The following is a 15080-nucleotide window of genomic DNA, read 5'->3' on the forward strand; positions in this document are numbered from 1 at the left end:
TCTCCCAATGGGAGAGGGAGCCGATTGTGCCGGCTGATGCTGTGGTGCCACCCTGCTGCGGACAGTCCCCTCTCCCTCTGGGAGAGGGTTAGGGTGAGGGGCTCTTCGTAAGCCACCGCAGAACCCGCGTCCGGAAAAATCGCGGACAAGGTCCGCTCCTAGGGGCGCATTCCCGCGCCTGATCGTCGCACCCACCCCCTCCGAAAACCCTCCCCTCCTGCCCCCAAGCCTGCCGATCGTCTGGAATTCCGGACCCATCGCTGCGTCTGTCGGTCAACCGGCTATTGTCTGTCTTTATGGGTAGCCGGTACTACATATTGATGCCTGTCAGTTTTTGGCTCCCACATATTGGGTTTACTCGCGCTCCGTTGTGCCTGCCACCCAACTGCCAGGAGGTTATTTACCGGATGGCCAAGACCGATGCGCGCCCCCGCGGCGCAGACCAAGGAGTCCTCGCCCTGCAACCCGCTTCGCAGGATATCTGGGACAGCAAATACCGCTTGAAGCACAAGAGCGGCAAACCCATCGACGGCAGCGTCGACGAGACCTGGCAACGGGTCGCCCGCGCCCTGGCCGGCGTCGAGGCGAACAAGGCGCTGCGCGAACACTGGTACGAGCGCTTCCTCTGGGCCTTGCGCAACGGCGCCATCCCGGCCGGGCGGATCATCTCCAACGCCGGCGCCCAGGGACACAAGCCCGCCACCTCGACCATCAACTGCACCGTCTCCGGGATCATCCGCGACTCCATGGACGACATCCTGCAGAAGGTCCACGAGGCCGGGCTGACGCTCAAGGCCGGCTGCGGTATCGGCTACGAATTCAGCACCCTGCGCCCGCGTGGCGCCTACGTCTCCGGCGCCGGTGCGCACACCAGCGGGCCGCTGTCGTTCATGGATATCTACGACAAGATGTGCTTCACCGTGAGCTCCGCCGGGGGGCGGCGCGGCGCGCAGATGGGCACCTTCGACGTCAGCCACCCGGACGTGCGCGAGTTCATCCGCGCCAAGCGCGAGGATGGCCGCCTGCGCCAGTTCAACCTCAGCCTGCTGATTACCGACGGCTTCATGGCCGCGGTGGAGAACGACGAAGACTGGCCGCTGGTGTTCCCGATCCACCAGAAGGAGCACGACGAGGTCGACCTGGAGGACGCCGAGCAGGTGGTCTGGCGCGACTGGCCGATACACGATGACTACCTGGTGGGCGAGGACGGCCGCGTGGCCTGCAAGGTCTACGGCCGGGTCAAGGCGCGGCACCTGTGGGACATGATCATGGTCTCCACCTACGACTACGCCGAGCCGGGCTTCATCCTCATCGACCGGGTCAACGAGCTGAACAACAACTGGTGGTGCGAGGCCATCCGCGCCACCAACCCCTGCGGCGAGCAGCCGCTGCCGCCCTACGGTTCCTGCCTGCTGGGCTCGGTGAACCTGACCTGCTTCGTGAATGATCCCTTCGGCGAGAACGCGCGCTTCGACTGGGAGCGGTTCCGCGAGGTGGTCCGCGTGTTCACCCGCATGCTCGATAACGTGGTGGAGATCAACGGCCTGCCACTGGAGCAGCAGCGCGCGGAAATCCTCGGCAAGCGCCGCCACGGCATGGGCTTCCTGGGGCTCGGCTCGGCGCTGACCCTGCTCAAGCTGCGCTACGGCAGCCCGGAAGCCTGCGTGTTCACCGAGGAAGTGGCGCGCGAGATGGCCCTGGTCGGCTGGGAAGTGGCCCTGGAGCTGTCCCGCGAGAAGGGCCCGGCGCCGGCTCTCGCGCAGGACTACGAAGTGACCGCCGAGATGCTGCGCAAACGTCCGGAGATGGTCGACGATGGCTACAAGGTCGGCGACAAGGTTGCCGGCCGGGTGCTTCACGCGAAGTACTCGCGCTACATGCAGCGGGTCGCCGAGTACGCGCCGCAACTGGTGGAGGAGCTCGCTGAGCAGGGCGCTCGCTTCACCCATCACAGCTCCATCGCGCCCACCGGCACCATCAGCCTGAGCCTGGCCAACAACGCCTCCAACGGCATCGAGCCGAGCTTCGCCCATCACTACTCGCGCAACCTGATCCGCGCCGGGCGCAAGACCAAGGAGAAGATTTCGGTCTACAGCTACGAACTGCTGGCCTACCGCGCCCAGGTGGACAACCACGCGGTGCCGGACGCCGAGGAGGAAAAGCACCGTCTGCCGGACTACTTCATCACCGCCGACGACATCACCCCGCAGCAGCACGTGGACATCCAGGCCGCGGCACAGAAGTGGATCGACTCGTCGATCTCCAAGACCGCCAACGTACCCACCGACTACCCGTTCGAGGACTTCAAGGACATCTACCTCTATGCCTGGCGCCAGGGCCTGAAGGGCTGCACCACCTTCCGCTTCAACCCGGCGGCCTTCCAGGGCGTATTGGTGAAGGAGGCTGACCTGGAGAAGACGGTGTACCGCTTCGAGCTGGAAGACGGCAGCGTGGTGGAGCTCAAGGGCAACGAGGAAGTGGAGTACGACGGCGAGATCCATACCGCCGCCAACCTCTTCGACGCCCTGAAAGAAGGCTATTACGGCAAGTACTGATACCCCTGGAGAGACGTCATGAGTGTCAAGATCAACCAGAAGATCAAAGGCTTCCAGGTGGTGGACGTGGCCGAGGAAAAGGCCCGCGCCGAGGCCGCCGCGGCCGCCGCCGTGGTGAAGATGGACGAGACCCTGCAGCGGCCGGAGATGCTGGTGGGCGCCACCTACAAGATCAAGTCGCCGCTGTTCGAGCACGCGCTGTACGTGACCATCAACGACATGGTGCTCAATCCGGACACCCCCTACGAGCAGCGCCGGCCCTTCGAGATCTTCATCAACTCGAAGAACATGGACCACTTCCAGTGGATCGTCGCGCTCACTCGCATCATGTCGGCAGTGTTCCGCAAGGGCGGCGACTGCACCTTCCTGGTGGAGGAGATGAAGGCCGTGTTCGACCCGCGTGGCGGCTATCTCAAGCGCGGCGGCGTCTACATGCCGTCCATCGTGGCTGAGATCGGTGCTGTGGTGGAGCGCCATCTGGTCGCCATCGGCCTGATGGAAGGTCCGCAGCTCGACGAGGAACAGCGCCTGTACCTGGCCGAGAAGCGCGCGGCCTATGAAGCGGCGCAGGGCACCAACAAGGCCGAGCCCGGCGAAGGCTTCCCCCCGGGCGCCCAGCTGTGCGGCAAGTGCAACACCCTGGCGGTGGTGCAGATGGATGGCTGCGCCACCTGCCTGAACTGTGGGCATTCCAAGTGTGGGTGAGCGGAAGGCTCTGCGACGCATGCGTCGCCCCGAGAACGCCTGGCCATGGATGGCCGGGCCAACGTGGACATTGGAACAACGGCGGGAATTCTCGTCCCCAGGCCTGACCTTTGCTTCTGCATGAGTTGCGTTGAGCGGATTGCACTAGAGTGCAATCCGCGAGTTGCTTCAGTACGGATTATTGCATTAAATTGCAAAAAATGATGTAAAGCCTCTTCGAGATTTGCATCAAATTGCAATTTCAGATCGAATGCTTTAGGTTGAATTGCATCAAATTGCAAATTTGGCCCATCTGCCCATGCCACGAACCCTCACCGTCCAGTGTTTCGTGAACGGGGTTTGGCAGGACGCCTTCACCCTGACCTTCCAGGACCCGCTGAATCCCGGCGATACCCGCTGCACCTCGGGGTATCTGACGGACTACGTGGTCAGCCATATCGATGAGCTGAACTCGCCCTTCGAGCAATCGGTGAGCGTTTGCCAACGCCTCGGCCTGAATGTCGGCTATAGCCGCGGCTACCCGGCTTTTATCCACGACGTGATGCCCGCTGGCGCTGCGTTCCGCTCGCTGAAGAAGCGCTTCGCCGCCAGCAAGCCCGATGACATCGGGCTGGAGCTGTATCTGCTGGAGCGCTGCACGCCTTCGCCCGTTGGCCACCTGCGCATCAAGGAGTCGCTGGGATACCTGCGCGAAGGCCGGGTGATGGGCTTCGACCGGCGAGAGGTCGTGCAGCGCAACAGCGAATTCCTGGAGTACGCCTACGAGCAGGGCGCCGCCATCGGCGGCGCGACAGGCGCGGGTGGCGAGGCGCCAAAGCTGTTGCTGGTGGAAGCGGAGGACGGCCGCCTGTATGCCGATGCCGTGCTTGACGACGCCCAGGTGCGCCAGCACTGGTTCGTGAAGTTCGCCAGGAACCGCGCGGCACCGCGCGACAAGGACATCCTGCGCAGTGAGTTCCACTACTACCAGGCGATCACCGCGCTGGGGATGGAGACGATCTCGACCCAGGGCATGGCCCTCGAAGACGACGGAGAACACAATCCCAGCCTGTGGATGCCACGGTTCGACCGGCGGATCACGGAGCACGGCATACAGCGCCACGCCGTCGAGTCGATCTACTCGATCTGCGGCAATGCCGAGCCGGGCTCCTTCATGCGCCACGAGGATGTCCTGCATAGACTGCTCACGCTCTGGTGTGAAGCGGGACAGACCGACCAGCTCTTCGACCTGCGCGTCGACTACATCGCTCGGGACCTGCTGAACAGGGTGCTTGGCAACTCCGACAACCATGGTCGCAACACGGCGATCCTGCGGGACGGCGGCAGGCTTCGCCTCGCGCCTATCTACGACCTGGCGCCGATGGTGCTCGACCCCGAAGGGGTTACCCGAGTCACCAAGTGGGATCATGAAGAGCGCGGCGCTCCGGATTGGCGAGCGGCCTGTCGCAGCCATGCGGACAGCGTCACAGGAGACGAAGTCTTCGAGGCGTTGCGTGGCATCGCGGCAAAATTCAGGGCGCTGCCGGACCTGCTGACTGGACTTCCCGACGACGTCCGGCGTGCGCGGACTCTTCCGCTCAACGACCTCGATGCGCGGCTGAAGGAGTGGGGGTTGCTATGAAGGACCTGACACTGGACGAGCGCGATGAGTTGATTCGCGCCATAAGCGCGGCAGTGGCCGATGGAAGCCTCGATCTTGGCGGCGCCGTGAAGCGGTTGCGCGTAGAGGTTACCGGGATGAAGCAGGCCACTTTCGCGCGCATGTGCAAGATTTCCATGCGGGCACTCAATCACCTGGAACATGGGGATGGCAATCCGACGCTGGCCACCCTGGAGGCTGTCTTCAGGCCCTTTGGGTTGCGGATGGGGCTGGTGCGAATAGACCCCGTTGACCTCAAGAGTACCCTGACGAAAACCGAGCTCGACGGATTTGGCCTGCCCGTTGTCCAGACCACGAAGCCGTAGGGTCAACTCGCCTGAGAGCGACCCGCTCCACGGGGTGACTGTGAATACCCTGGCTCCTTACAGCGCAAACGGTAGATGAATCTCCACCTTCTGCCGCTTCTCCAGCCGCCGCTCGAACTCGCTCGGATCGTGGATCAGCACGTCCTGCCCGGCAAAGGCCTCGGCGGCGATCAGCCGCGACAGCCAGAAGCGCACGCAGGCCACCCGCAGCATCTCCGGCCACAGTTCGGCCTCCAGCGCGGTGAACGGCCGCTTGGCCGCATAGGCCGCCAGCAACGCGCGGGCGCGCGGGCCGTCGAGGGCGCCGTCTTCGCTGGAGCACCAGTCGTTCACGGCGATCGCCAGGTCGTAGAGCATCCAGCCCGAGCAGGCGTTGTAGAAGTCGATCAGCCCGGCCAGGTGCGGGCCGTCGAACAGCACGTTGTCGCGGAAGAGGTCGGCATGCAGGTTGGCGCGCGGCAGTGCTGGCTGCTCGGCGAGCAGGCGGGCGATTTCTTCCAGCGCATCGGCCAGGAGGTCGGCGGCATGGCCGGACAGGTGCGACTGGAAGGCCTGGCCTTCATGCAGCATCCAGCTCAGGCCACGGTCGCTGGGGCGCTCGATGATGCGCCCGCGCGTCGCCAGGTGCAGGCGCGCCAGCAGGTCGCCGACTTCCCGGCAATGGTGGTTGTTCGGCGTCCGCTCGTGGCGGCCCGGCAGGCGCGGTTGCAGCAATGCCGGCTTGCCTTCGAGCTGGCGCAGCGCCTCGCCATCCTTCGTGCGCAGGGCATAGGGCACCGGCAGGTCGGCTTCGTGCAGGACGTCGAGCAGTTCGATGAAGAACGGCATTTCCTGCACCGGGCCGCGTTCGACCAGGGTCAGGACGAATTCGCCCTGCTCCAGGCTGACGAAGAAGTTGCTGTTTTCCGAGCCCTCGGCGATACCGCGGAAGTCGTGCAGGCGACCGAGGCCGTAGGGGGCGAGGAAGTCTTCGAGAACCGGACGTTCCAGAGGTGTGAATACCGACATGCTCAATCCTCTGGAGCGTCGTGGATGGAAAGGGTTACCAGCTGAAGATCTGCCACTGTGGAATCAGCTTGTCTGGTTGGTCCGAGCGGATGAAGTTGCCGTCGCTGCCGTCCTGGCGCACCAGGAAGTACGGCTTGCCGTGCTTGGGCGTGACCTTGATGGCGTAGAGGAAACCGTTCACACGGTATTCCTGGATGGTCTTGTCGCCTTCCTGGCGGATGGTTACATCCGGCTCCGGCGTCGGGGCATCGTCCGCCGCCATGACGGAAGTCGCGCCAAGACCCAGCAGAGCGGCGAGCAACAGGCGGTTCAACGTACGCATGATAACCTTGTCCCTTTGTCGAATTGGCTACGGACAGTTTAGCCCGAGCCCTTCTGAAAAGGTTGATTCCCCTCATGAGCCAAGCACCCCTCGTCCTCGTGGACGGCTCGTCCTACCTGTATCGCGCCTTCCATGCCCTGCCGCCGCTGACAACCTCCACCGGCATGCCCACGGGCGCGGTGAAGGGCGTGCTGAACATGCTCAAGAGCCTGCGCAAGCAGTACCCCGACAGCCCCTTCGCGGTGGTGTTCGACGCCAAGGGCCCGACGTTCCGCGATGCGCTGTTCGCCGAGTACAAGGCCAATCGCCCGTCGATGCCGGACGAGCTGCGCGTTCAGGTCGAACCGCTGCACGCCAGCGTGCGGGCGCTGGGCCTGCCGCTGCTGTGCGTGGAAGGCGTGGAGGCAGACGACGTGATCGGCACCCTGGCCCGGCGCAGCGCCGCGGCGGGGCGAGCGGTGGTGATCTCGACCGGTGACAAGGACATGGCGCAACTGGTCGACGGGCACATTACTTTGGTCAACACCATGACCGGAAGCGTGCTCGACCCCGATGGCGTAAAAGAGAAATTCGGTGTCGGTCCTGAGCTGATCATCGACTACCTCGCGCTGATGGGCGACAAGGTGGACAACATTCCGGGCGTGCCCGGGGTGGGCGAGAAAACCGCGCTGGGCCTGCTGGTGGGCGTTGGCGGCGGCCTCGACGTGCTGTATTCCAGCCTGGACAAGGTGCCCGAGCTGCCGATCCGCGGCGCCAAGGGCCTGCCGGCCAAGCTGGAGGAGCATCGCGAGATGGCTTTCCTGTCCTATGAGCTGGCCACCATCAAGACCGACGTCGAACTGGACGTCGACCTCGATGGGCTGCACCCGGGCGAGCCGCAGCGCGAGGCGCTGATCGGCCTGTACCGCGAGCTGGAATTCAAGAACTGGCTGGACGACCTGCTGCGCGAGGCCAAGGAAGAGGGCGGCGGCGACGTCGAAGCGGTGTCCGTCCAGGCCACCGCGAAATACGACACCGTGCTGGAACAGGCCGAATTCGATGCCTGGCTGAAGAAGCTCGAAGCCGCCGACCTGATCGCCTTCGACACCGAGACCACCAGCCTCGACCCGCAGCAGGCGCAGGTGGTGGGCGTGTCCTTCGCCGTCACCGAAGGCGAGGCCGCCTACGTGCCGCTGGCGCACAGCTACATGGGCGTGCCGGCGCAACTGGACCGTGACACCGTGCTCAAGGCCCTCAAGCCGTTGCTGGAGGACCCGAAGAAGCGCAAGGTCGGCCAGCACGCCAAGTACGACATGAACGTCCTGGCCAACGCTTCGACGCCCATCGCCGTGCAGGGCATCGCCTTCGACACCATGCTCGAATCCTACGTGCTGGACTCCACCGCGACCCGTCACGACATGGACAGCCTGGCGCTCAAGTACCTCGGCCACAGCACCATCCGCTTCGAGGACATCGCCGGCAAGGGCGCCAAGCAGTTGACCTTCGACCAGATCGCCATCGAGCAGGCCGGCCCCTACGCGGCCGAGGATGCCGATGTGACCCTGCGTCTGCACCAGACCCTGTGGGCCAAGTTGCAGGCCATTCCGTCGCTGGAGAAGGTCCTGACCGAGATCGAGATGCCGCTGGTGCCGGTACTGGCGCGCATCGAGCGCAATGGCGCGCTGGTCGACGCCAATCTGCTGGGCAGGCAGAGCGTCGAGCTGGGCGAGAAGATGGTCGAGCTGGAGCGCAAGGCCTATGACCTGGCCGGGCAGGAGTTCAACCTTGGCTCGCCCAAGCAGCTCGGCGCCATCCTTTATGAGAAGCTCGGCCTGCCGGTGCTGGCCAAGACCGCTACCGGCCAGCCGTCTACCGCCGAGAACGTCCTCGCCGATCTCGCCGAGCAGGATTACGAGTTGCCCAAGGTGATCATGCAGTACCGCTCCCTGAGCAAGCTCAAGAGCACCTACACCGACAAGCTGCCGGAGCAGATCAACCCGCGCACTGGGCGCATCCACACCAGTTACCACCAGGCCGTGGCGGCCACCGGCCGGCTGTCCTCCAGCGACCCGAACCTGCAGAACATCCCGATCCGTACTGCCGAGGGGCGGCGCATCCGCCAGGCCTTCGTCGCGCCCAAGGGCTACAAGCTGCTGGCGGCGGACTACTCGCAGATCGAACTGCGCATCATGGCCCACCTGGCCAAGGACGAAGGCCTGCTGGACGCCTTCCGCCACGACCGCGACGTGCACCGCGCCACTGCCGCCGAAGTGTTCGGCGTGCCCCTGGAGGAGGTCACCTCCGACCAGCGCCGCAGCGCCAAGGCGATCAACTTCGGCCTGATCTACGGCATGAGCGCCTTCGGACTGGCCAAGCAGATCGGCGTCGAGCGTAAAGAGGCGCAGGCCTATATCGACCGCTACTTCGCCCGCTATCCCGGCGTGCTGGCCTACATGGAGCGCACCCGTGCCCAGGCCGCCGAGCAGGGCTTCGTCGAGACGCTGTTCGGCCGCCGCCTGTATCTGCCGGAAATCGGCTCGAAGAACGCCGCCATGCGCAAGGCCGCCGAGCGCACCGCGATCAACGCGCCGATGCAGGGCACCGCCGCGGACATCATGAAACGCGCCATGGTGGCTGTGGATAACTGGCTGCAGGACAGCGGGATCGACGCCCGCGTGATTCTCCAGGTACACGACGAACTGGTGCTGGAGGTTCGCGAGGACCAGGTGGAGCAGGTCAGCAACACCATCCGGCCGCTGATGAGCGGCGCGGCGGAGCTGGATGTGCCGCTGGTGGTCGAAGCCGGGGTGGGTGCGAACTGGGACGAGGCACACTGACGAACGGTCGAGGGGCCCGGGTGGCGGGCCTCTCGGTAGACCGATGAGCGGTCGTTCCGGGCCTTGCGAAAAATATTTTCGGGGCCTGCTGAACTTTCCCGCAAACGCCCCAGTCAGAACACGTGAATGGCTGGTGAAGCCCTTCGATGCTCCTTTGCAGTGTTTAGTGTTGGCAGATTACTGGACCCCGCCCTAGCGGTCCGGACTTAAACCCCGAACTTCCCCCTCCCCATACGAAGCTCGGGGTTTTTTTTGCCTGCGATTCAGCCTTCGGCTTCCTCGCCCACCTCTTCCTCCTCGTCATCCAGCAGCCCCAGCCAGCCGGCCAGGACCATCTGCGCCTCTTCCACGCCCTGACGCTTGGGGGCGGAGAACAGCTGCAGGGTGGCCACGTCGCCCCAGCCCTGCTGGATTTCCTTGCGCACTTTCAGCAGCGCGTTCTTCGCCGCGCCGAACGCGAGCTTGTCGGCCTTGGTCAGCAGCACGTGGATCGGCAACTGGCTGGCCTGGGCCCAGTCCAGCATCAGGCGGTCGAAATCGGTCAGCGGATGGCGGATGTCCATCAGCAGCACCACGCCGGCCAGGGCGTTGCGGCTGCTCAGGTAAGCCTCCAGGTGCTGCTGCCAGTGCAGTTTCAGCGGAATCGGCACCTTGGCGTAGCCGTAGCCGGGCAGGTCGACCAGCCGGCGCTCGTCATCCAGGCGGAAGAAGTTCAGTAACTGGGTGCGGCCCGGGGTCTTGGAGGTGCGCGCCAGGTTCGCGTGGGTCAGGGCGTTCAGCGCGCTGGACTTGCCCGCATTGGAGCGGCCGGCGAAGGCGACTTCCAGGCCGGTGTCTTCCGGGCACTGGTTCACCTTGGCGGCGCTGATGAGGAACGTGGCCTGTTGGCACAGGCCGAGAATCGGGTTTTTCGCAGGGTTCATGGGGGGCATGGGCATATTCGCAGAGGGGTGCGACCAGGTGTCGCGGGGAGCGGGCTCGTTTCCGTTTCGGCATTGGAAGTATATAATGCCGCGGATTTTGTGTGCGCTTTATCCCCCAGGGTCGGGCGCCACGGGAACTCCAGAAGTTCGCGCATTTAGAACGCGAACGTTCCCTGACGATGAGGACAATCATGAAGAAACTGCTGTTCGCAGCCATCGTTGCCGCGCTGGCCTCCAGCGCCCAGGCCGCCCAGGATCCGGAAGCCGTGTTCAACCGAGCCTGTGGCGCCTGCCACAGTGGCCAGTTGCCGATGGCGCCGAAGAAGGGCGATGCCGCCGCGTGGAAACCGCGCCTGGACAAGGGCATGGACACGCTGGTGCAACACGTGACCAACGGTTTCAACGCGATGCCGCCTCGCGGCCTGTGCACCGACTGCAGCGCCGAGGATTACCAGGCCATCATCCAGTGGATGTCCAAGTAATCCCGGAAGCCCTACTCTTTCACCCTTAGCCGTTATTGGATTAGCTGATGAACAAATTGATCGTGAGTCTGCTGTTGACCCTGGGCCTTACCGGCGTAGCGCACGCCGCTGGCGATGCCAAGGCCGGTCAGGCGAAAGCTGCTGTATGTGGTGCCTGCCATGGCGCCGATGGCAACAGCATGGCGCCGAACTTCCCGAAACTGGCCGGCCAGGGTGAGCGTTACCTGCTCAAGCAGATGCACGACATCAAGGAAGGCCGCCGCACCGTGCTGGAAATGACCGGCCTGCTGACCAACCTGAGCGACCAGGACCTGGCCGACATCGCCGCCTACTTCTCCAGCCAGAACATGAGCATCGGCATGGCCGATCCGAAGCTGGTCGCCCAGGGTGAAGCCCTGTTCCGCGGCGGCAAGCTCAACGAAGGCATGCCGGCCTGCACCGGTTGCCACAACCCCAGTGGCCTGGGCAACGCCGAAGCCGGCTTCCCGCACCTGGGTGGCCAGCACTCGGCCTACACCGCCAAGCAACTGACCGCCTTCCGCGAAGGCGATCGCACCAACGACGGCGATGCCATGATCATGCGCAGCATCGCCGCCAAGCTGTCCAACAAGGACATCGCCGCGATCTCCAGCTACATCGAAGGCCTGCACTAAGCCGCGCGCCGGGCGGAAATCGCTGGAATGAAAAAAGGGTGGCTTCGGCCGCCCTTTTTCGCATCCGCCGCCACTACAATGCTGGAACCGCACCTGGCGCCCCAGGTCAAAACCGCTTCATCCCGCCGCGCCCGAGCGAGGCGGATCCGCTCAGCCAAGGAGTGAACCATGCGTAACCTGATTTTCACCGCCGCGCTTGCCGTTGCCGGTCTGTTCGCCTTCAACGCGAATGCCACCGAGTTCGAGGCTGGCAAGAACTACACCGAGCTGAGCCAGGCCGTGCCTGTGTCCCAGCCGGGCAAGATCGAGGTGGTGGAGCTGTTCTGGTACGGTTGCCCGCACTGCTATGCCTTCGAGCCGACCATCAATCCGTGGGTCGAGAAGCTGCCGGCCGACGTGCATTTCGTACGCATCCCCGCTATGTTCGGCGGCCTGTGGAACATCCATGGCCAGCTGTTCCTGACCCTGGAATCCATGGGCGTGGAGCAGAAGGTCCACCATGCGATCTTCGAAAAGCTGCACAACAACCCCAAGAGCCTGACCACCCCGGAAGAAATGGCCGCCTTCGTGGCTGAGCAGGGCCTGGACAAGGACAAGTTCCTCAGCACCTACAACTCCTTCGCCATCAAGGGCCAGATCGAGAAGGCCAAGAAACTGGCGATGGCGTACCAGATCAGCGGCGTACCGACCATGGTCGTCAACGGCAAGTACCGCTTCGACATCGGTTCGGCCGGCAGCCCGGAAGCCGCCCTGGAGCTGGCTGACCAGCTGATCGCCAAGGAACGCACCACCGCCAAGGCCGCTCAGTAAGGAGCTGGCGATGCTGCGCCGGCGGACTCGAGATCGTGTCGCGGGGGTCTGTGTCCCGAGGGTGAATCCCATCCACGGGAGCGCTTCGGGCTTGCCCGATGACGGCCGGCTCCGCCTGCTCAGCTTCAACATCCAGGTCGGTATCAGCACCGAGCGTTACCGGCACTACCTGACCCGCGGCTGGCAGCACCTGCTGCCGACCGCGGGACGGGCGAGCAACCTGCAACGCATTGGCGAGCTGCTTGCCGACTATGATCTGGTGGCGTTGCAGGAGGCCGACGGCGGCAGCATCCGCTCCGGCAACATCAACCAGGTCGAACACCTGGCCCAGCTCGGTGCCTTTCCCTACTGGTACCAGCAACTCAACCGCAATCTCGGGCGCATCGCCCAGCACAGCAACGGCTTGCTCAGCCGTCTGCAGCCCACCGCCCTGGAAGACCATCCGCTGCCCGGCCCGCCCGGACGCGGCGCGATCCTCATGCGCTTCGGCGAAGGCGAGGACGCCCTCGCGGTGGTGATGATGCACCTGGCCCTGGGCGCGCGAACCCGTACCCGCCAGCTCGCCTACATCCGCGAGCTGCTGCAGGGCTATCGCCACCAGGTGCTGATGGGCGACATGAACACCCACGCCGCCGACCTGCTGGAAAGCTCGCCCCTGCGCGACCTCGGGCTGATCGCGCCGCAAGTGGAAGCCACCTTCCCCAGCTGGCGCCCGCAGCGCTGCCTGGACCATATCCTGCTCAGTTCCGAGCTGGCGCTGGAGCGCGTCAGCGTCCTGCCGCAACCGATTTCCGACCACCTGCCGGTGGCCGTGGAAATCCGCTTGCCGGATGCCTTGCGCACCTCCTCGTCGCTCGCCTTGCGCGGCGAGGCCATTGAATGAGTCGCGAAGCCGAACCGCGCTGGAAACAGAAGTACCTCGACAACCTCGAGCAACAGGAAAAGCTCGAGCGGCGCTGGAACGCCCGCGTCGACCTGCTGCGCCGAGGCCTGGTGCGCAGCAGCCTGGCGGCGGAAGGCAGCGACAAAGCGGTGGACGCCTGCATGAAGGAGCTGCGCGAGGTCCTGCGCCGCGACGAAATGGACGCCGGCCTGGCTCGCCTGATCCCGCAACTGGAACGCGCGGTGCTCGATTCCGAGCAGCGCCGCCAGCAGCGCATCGAGCAGAACATCGCGGCGCTCTCCCAACTCGCCCAGCAACTACTGGCGCTGGAGCTGCCGGGGGACGTGCGCAAGCCGCTCAAGCATTTCGCCAGGGACATCGCCGCGCGCGCCAGCAGCTCCCGCGAGCTGCCGGCCCTGCTTACCGAACTGAGTGGCCTGCAGCGCCGCGTACTGGAACACTTCAACGGCGCCGACAATGAGCAACGCCCTGGCCTGCTGCAACGCCTGTTCGGTGGGCGCGAGGCTGCCGCCGATGCGCCGGAGGAGTTTCAGGTGGCCACTGCCGCTATGGCCGAAGCATCTGTGGTCGAAGCGGCGGCGCAGGGTGAGCCAGAGGCAGCTCAGGTTGAATCGCCGGCACCTGCACCCCAGCCCGAGCCTGTAGCGGCCGAGCCCATTGCTGAGCCGGCCGTGGTGACAGCTACCACGGTGGCTGCCGAAGCGCCGGCCGTTTCTCCAGGCGTGGCGCCGGGACCTGCCCTGCTCGACAGCCTGCCATTGCCTCCCGGCCTGTTCGGCGAGCCAGCCGAAGCGGCCGACCCATACGCCCTGCCACCGCGCCCGGAGCCGGGCTACAGCGCGGTCGCGCCGCATATCGAAGCCAGCCTGCTGCATCTGCTGGACGAGATGCACCTGCCGATCACCCACCAGCCCCAGGCCGATGCCCTGCGCACCCGCATTCACGGCAGCCTGAACTGGTACGAACTGGTGCCGGTGCTGGATGACCTGGCGGTGCTGGTGCTCTCGCTCAACGACAGCGGCCAGCGCGAGTTCGAAGGCTACCTGTACCAGCTCAATGAGCGCCTGGGCGTCTTCCTCGACGGACTGCAGGCCGTACACGACAACCATGCCGGCGCAAGCTCCAGCGCCCGTGCCCTGGACGACACGTTGCGCGAGCACGTCAGCGGCCTGAAGGACAGCGTGCTGGAAGCCACTGACCTCGAGAGCCTCAAGCGCCACGTGGAACGCCGCCTGCAGGGCCTGGTCGGCACCATGGACCAGTTCCGCGAGGAGCGCGAAGCCCGCGAGCGCGAAGTGGGTGAGCGCATCCAGTCACTGATGACGCGGGTCGCGAGCATGGAAGAGGAGGCGCGGACCTTCAAGGCCAATATCGAGGACCAGCGTCAGAAGGCCATGACCGACGCGCTCACCGGCCTGCCCAACCGCGCCGCCCTGATCGAGCGCCTGGAGCAGGAAGTGGCCCGTTGGGAGCGGTCCGGCGGTGACCTGCTGCTGGCGGTCCTGGACGTGGACCACTTCAAGCGCATCAATGACGACTTCGGCCATCTGGCCGGTGACAAGGTGCTGAAGATCATCGCCTCGGAGCTTTCCAAGCGCCTGCGCAAGACCGATTTCATCGCCCGCTACGGCGGCGAGGAGTTCGTCGTGCTGCTGCCCGCGACGCCCCTGGAGGGCGGCCAGCGGCTGCTTGACCAACTGCGTGGCGCGGTGGAAGCCTGCCCGTTCCACTTCAAGGGCGAGCGTCTGGTCATCACCTGTTCGGCCGGTCTGACGGCCTTCCGTACCGACGAGCGCAGCGATGCGGTCTTCGAGCGTGCCGACCAGGCGCTGTACCGCGCCAAGCGTGGCGGGCGCAATCGACTGGAAGTCGACTGAGCCTCCGCTCGATGTTCCCGTAGGGCGTATAACGCTATGTGTTATACGCCGCTTGACCTT

At 65.0% G+C, this 15080-nt stretch carries 13 protein-coding genes; 10 read left to right on the forward strand and 3 right to left on the reverse strand.

The genetic code is table 11. The features are described 5' to 3' along the window. The first annotated feature begins 320 nt into the window (after positions 1-320). The 4 genes from O6P39_RS00905 to O6P39_RS00920 all read left to right on the forward strand — a co-directional run bounded on the left by O6P39_RS00905 (position 321) and on the right by O6P39_RS00920 (position 5225). Positions 321-2555 (forward strand): adenosylcobalamin-dependent ribonucleoside-diphosphate reductase, encoded by a 2235-nt coding sequence (locus tag O6P39_RS00905; RefSeq protein ID WP_275609619.1) that lies wholly within the window; start codon positions 321-323, stop codon positions 2553-2555. Positions 2556-2573: 18 nt separating this feature from the next. Continuing rightward, complete coding sequence (locus O6P39_RS00910; protein ID WP_275609620.1) at positions 2574-3260, forward strand: NrdJb; 687 nt, start codon at positions 2574-2576, stop codon at positions 3258-3260. Positions 3261-3558: 298 nt separating this feature from the next. After that, positions 3559-4881 (forward strand): HipA domain-containing protein, encoded by a 1323-nt coding sequence (locus O6P39_RS00915; RefSeq protein WP_275609621.1) that lies wholly within the window; start codon positions 3559-3561, stop codon positions 4879-4881. Continuing rightward, the gene (locus O6P39_RS00920; RefSeq protein ID WP_275609622.1) at positions 4878-5225 is read left to right on the forward strand and encodes a helix-turn-helix transcriptional regulator; all 348 of its coding nucleotides are present in this window, start codon (positions 4878-4880) and stop codon (positions 5223-5225) included. The genes O6P39_RS00915 and O6P39_RS00920 overlap by 4 nt, the downstream gene beginning before the upstream one ends. Positions 5226-5282: 57 nt before the next feature. Here O6P39_RS00920 and O6P39_RS00925 read toward each other — a convergent pair whose 3' ends face one another. Continuing rightward, complete coding sequence (locus O6P39_RS00925) at positions 5283-6233, reverse strand: homoserine kinase (RefSeq protein WP_275609623.1); 951 nt, start codon at positions 6231-6233, stop codon at positions 5283-5285. Between the two features lie 34 nt (positions 6234-6267). Then, the gene (locus O6P39_RS00930; protein WP_275609624.1) at positions 6268-6555 is read right to left on the reverse strand and encodes a DUF2782 domain-containing protein; all 288 of its coding nucleotides are present in this window, start codon (positions 6553-6555) and stop codon (positions 6268-6270) included. Positions 6556-6629: 74 nt separating this feature from the next. On the opposite strand from O6P39_RS00930, the gene polA reads away from it, so the two are divergent. Continuing rightward, the gene (polA, locus tag O6P39_RS00935; protein ID WP_275609625.1) at positions 6630-9371 is read left to right on the forward strand and encodes a DNA polymerase I; all 2742 of its coding nucleotides are present in this window, start codon (positions 6630-6632) and stop codon (positions 9369-9371) included. Positions 9372-9634: 263 nt separating this feature from the next. On the opposite strand, the gene yihA is transcribed toward polA, so the two are convergent. After that, entirely contained in the window at positions 9635-10294 is a 660-nt protein-coding gene (gene yihA / locus O6P39_RS00940; protein ID WP_275609626.1) for a ribosome biogenesis GTP-binding protein YihA/YsxC, read from the reverse strand. A 191-nt stretch (positions 10295-10485) separates the two neighbouring features. On the opposite strand from yihA, the gene O6P39_RS00945 reads away from it, so the two are divergent. From O6P39_RS00945 to O6P39_RS00965, 5 genes are all read left to right on the forward strand, one after another. Then, positions 10486-10776, forward strand: coding sequence for a c-type cytochrome (locus O6P39_RS00945; RefSeq protein WP_152219061.1), 291 nt, complete (start codon positions 10486-10488; stop codon positions 10774-10776). A 47-nt stretch (positions 10777-10823) separates the two neighbouring features. Further along, positions 10824-11429 carry a c-type cytochrome gene (locus O6P39_RS00950; RefSeq protein WP_275609627.1) on the forward strand — a complete coding sequence of 202 codons (606 nt, stop codon included), beginning with the start codon at positions 10824-10826 and terminating at the stop codon, positions 11427-11429. Positions 11430-11597: 168 nt separating this feature from the next. Then, the gene (locus O6P39_RS00955) at positions 11598-12239 is read left to right on the forward strand and encodes a thiol:disulfide interchange protein DsbA/DsbL (RefSeq protein WP_275609628.1); all 642 of its coding nucleotides are present in this window, start codon (positions 11598-11600) and stop codon (positions 12237-12239) included. A gap of 10 nt (positions 12240-12249) precedes the next feature. Continuing rightward, positions 12250-13122, forward strand: coding sequence for an endonuclease/exonuclease/phosphatase family protein (locus tag O6P39_RS00960; RefSeq protein WP_275609629.1), 873 nt, complete (start codon positions 12250-12252; stop codon positions 13120-13122). Continuing rightward, complete coding sequence (locus O6P39_RS00965; protein WP_275609630.1) at positions 13119-15020, forward strand: diguanylate cyclase; 1902 nt, start codon at positions 13119-13121, stop codon at positions 15018-15020. The genes O6P39_RS00960 and O6P39_RS00965 overlap by 4 nt, the downstream gene beginning before the upstream one ends. Positions 15021-15080: the final 60 nt, after the last annotated feature.

It is taken from the genome of Pseudomonas sp. PSE14 (genome assembly GCF_029203285.1).
Classification (GTDB): Bacteria; Pseudomonadota; Gammaproteobacteria; order Pseudomonadales; family Pseudomonadaceae; genus Pseudomonas.

Coding starts and splice junctions, on each gene's coding strand:
- O6P39_RS00905 (WP_275609619.1), top strand. CDS start 321: ATGCCTGTCAGTTTTTGGCTCCCACATATTGGGTTTACTCGCGCTCCG.
- O6P39_RS00910 (WP_275609620.1), top strand. CDS start 2,574: ATGAGTGTCAAGATCAACCAGAAGATCAAAGGCTTCCAGGTGGTGGAC.
- O6P39_RS00915 (WP_275609621.1), top strand. CDS start 3,559: ATGCCACGAACCCTCACCGTCCAGTGTTTCGTGAACGGGGTTTGGCAG.
- O6P39_RS00920 (WP_275609622.1), top strand. CDS start 4,878: ATGAAGGACCTGACACTGGACGAGCGCGATGAGTTGATTCGCGCCATA.
- O6P39_RS00925 (WP_275609623.1), bottom strand. CDS start 6,233: ATGTCGGTATTCACACCTCTGGAACGTCCGGTTCTCGAAGACTTCCTC.
- O6P39_RS00930 (WP_275609624.1), bottom strand. CDS start 6,555: ATGCGTACGTTGAACCGCCTGTTGCTCGCCGCTCTGCTGGGTCTTGGC.
- polA (WP_275609625.1), top strand. CDS start 6,630: ATGAGCCAAGCACCCCTCGTCCTCGTGGACGGCTCGTCCTACCTGTAT.
- yihA (WP_275609626.1), bottom strand. CDS start 10,294: ATGAACCCTGCGAAAAACCCGATTCTCGGCCTGTGCCAACAGGCCACG.
- O6P39_RS00945 (WP_152219061.1), top strand. CDS start 10,486: ATGAAGAAACTGCTGTTCGCAGCCATCGTTGCCGCGCTGGCCTCCAGC.
- O6P39_RS00950 (WP_275609627.1), top strand. CDS start 10,824: ATGAACAAATTGATCGTGAGTCTGCTGTTGACCCTGGGCCTTACCGGC.
- O6P39_RS00955 (WP_275609628.1), top strand. CDS start 11,598: ATGCGTAACCTGATTTTCACCGCCGCGCTTGCCGTTGCCGGTCTGTTC.
- O6P39_RS00960 (WP_275609629.1), top strand. CDS start 12,250: ATGCTGCGCCGGCGGACTCGAGATCGTGTCGCGGGGGTCTGTGTCCCG.
- O6P39_RS00965 (WP_275609630.1), top strand. CDS start 13,119: ATGAGTCGCGAAGCCGAACCGCGCTGGAAACAGAAGTACCTCGACAAC.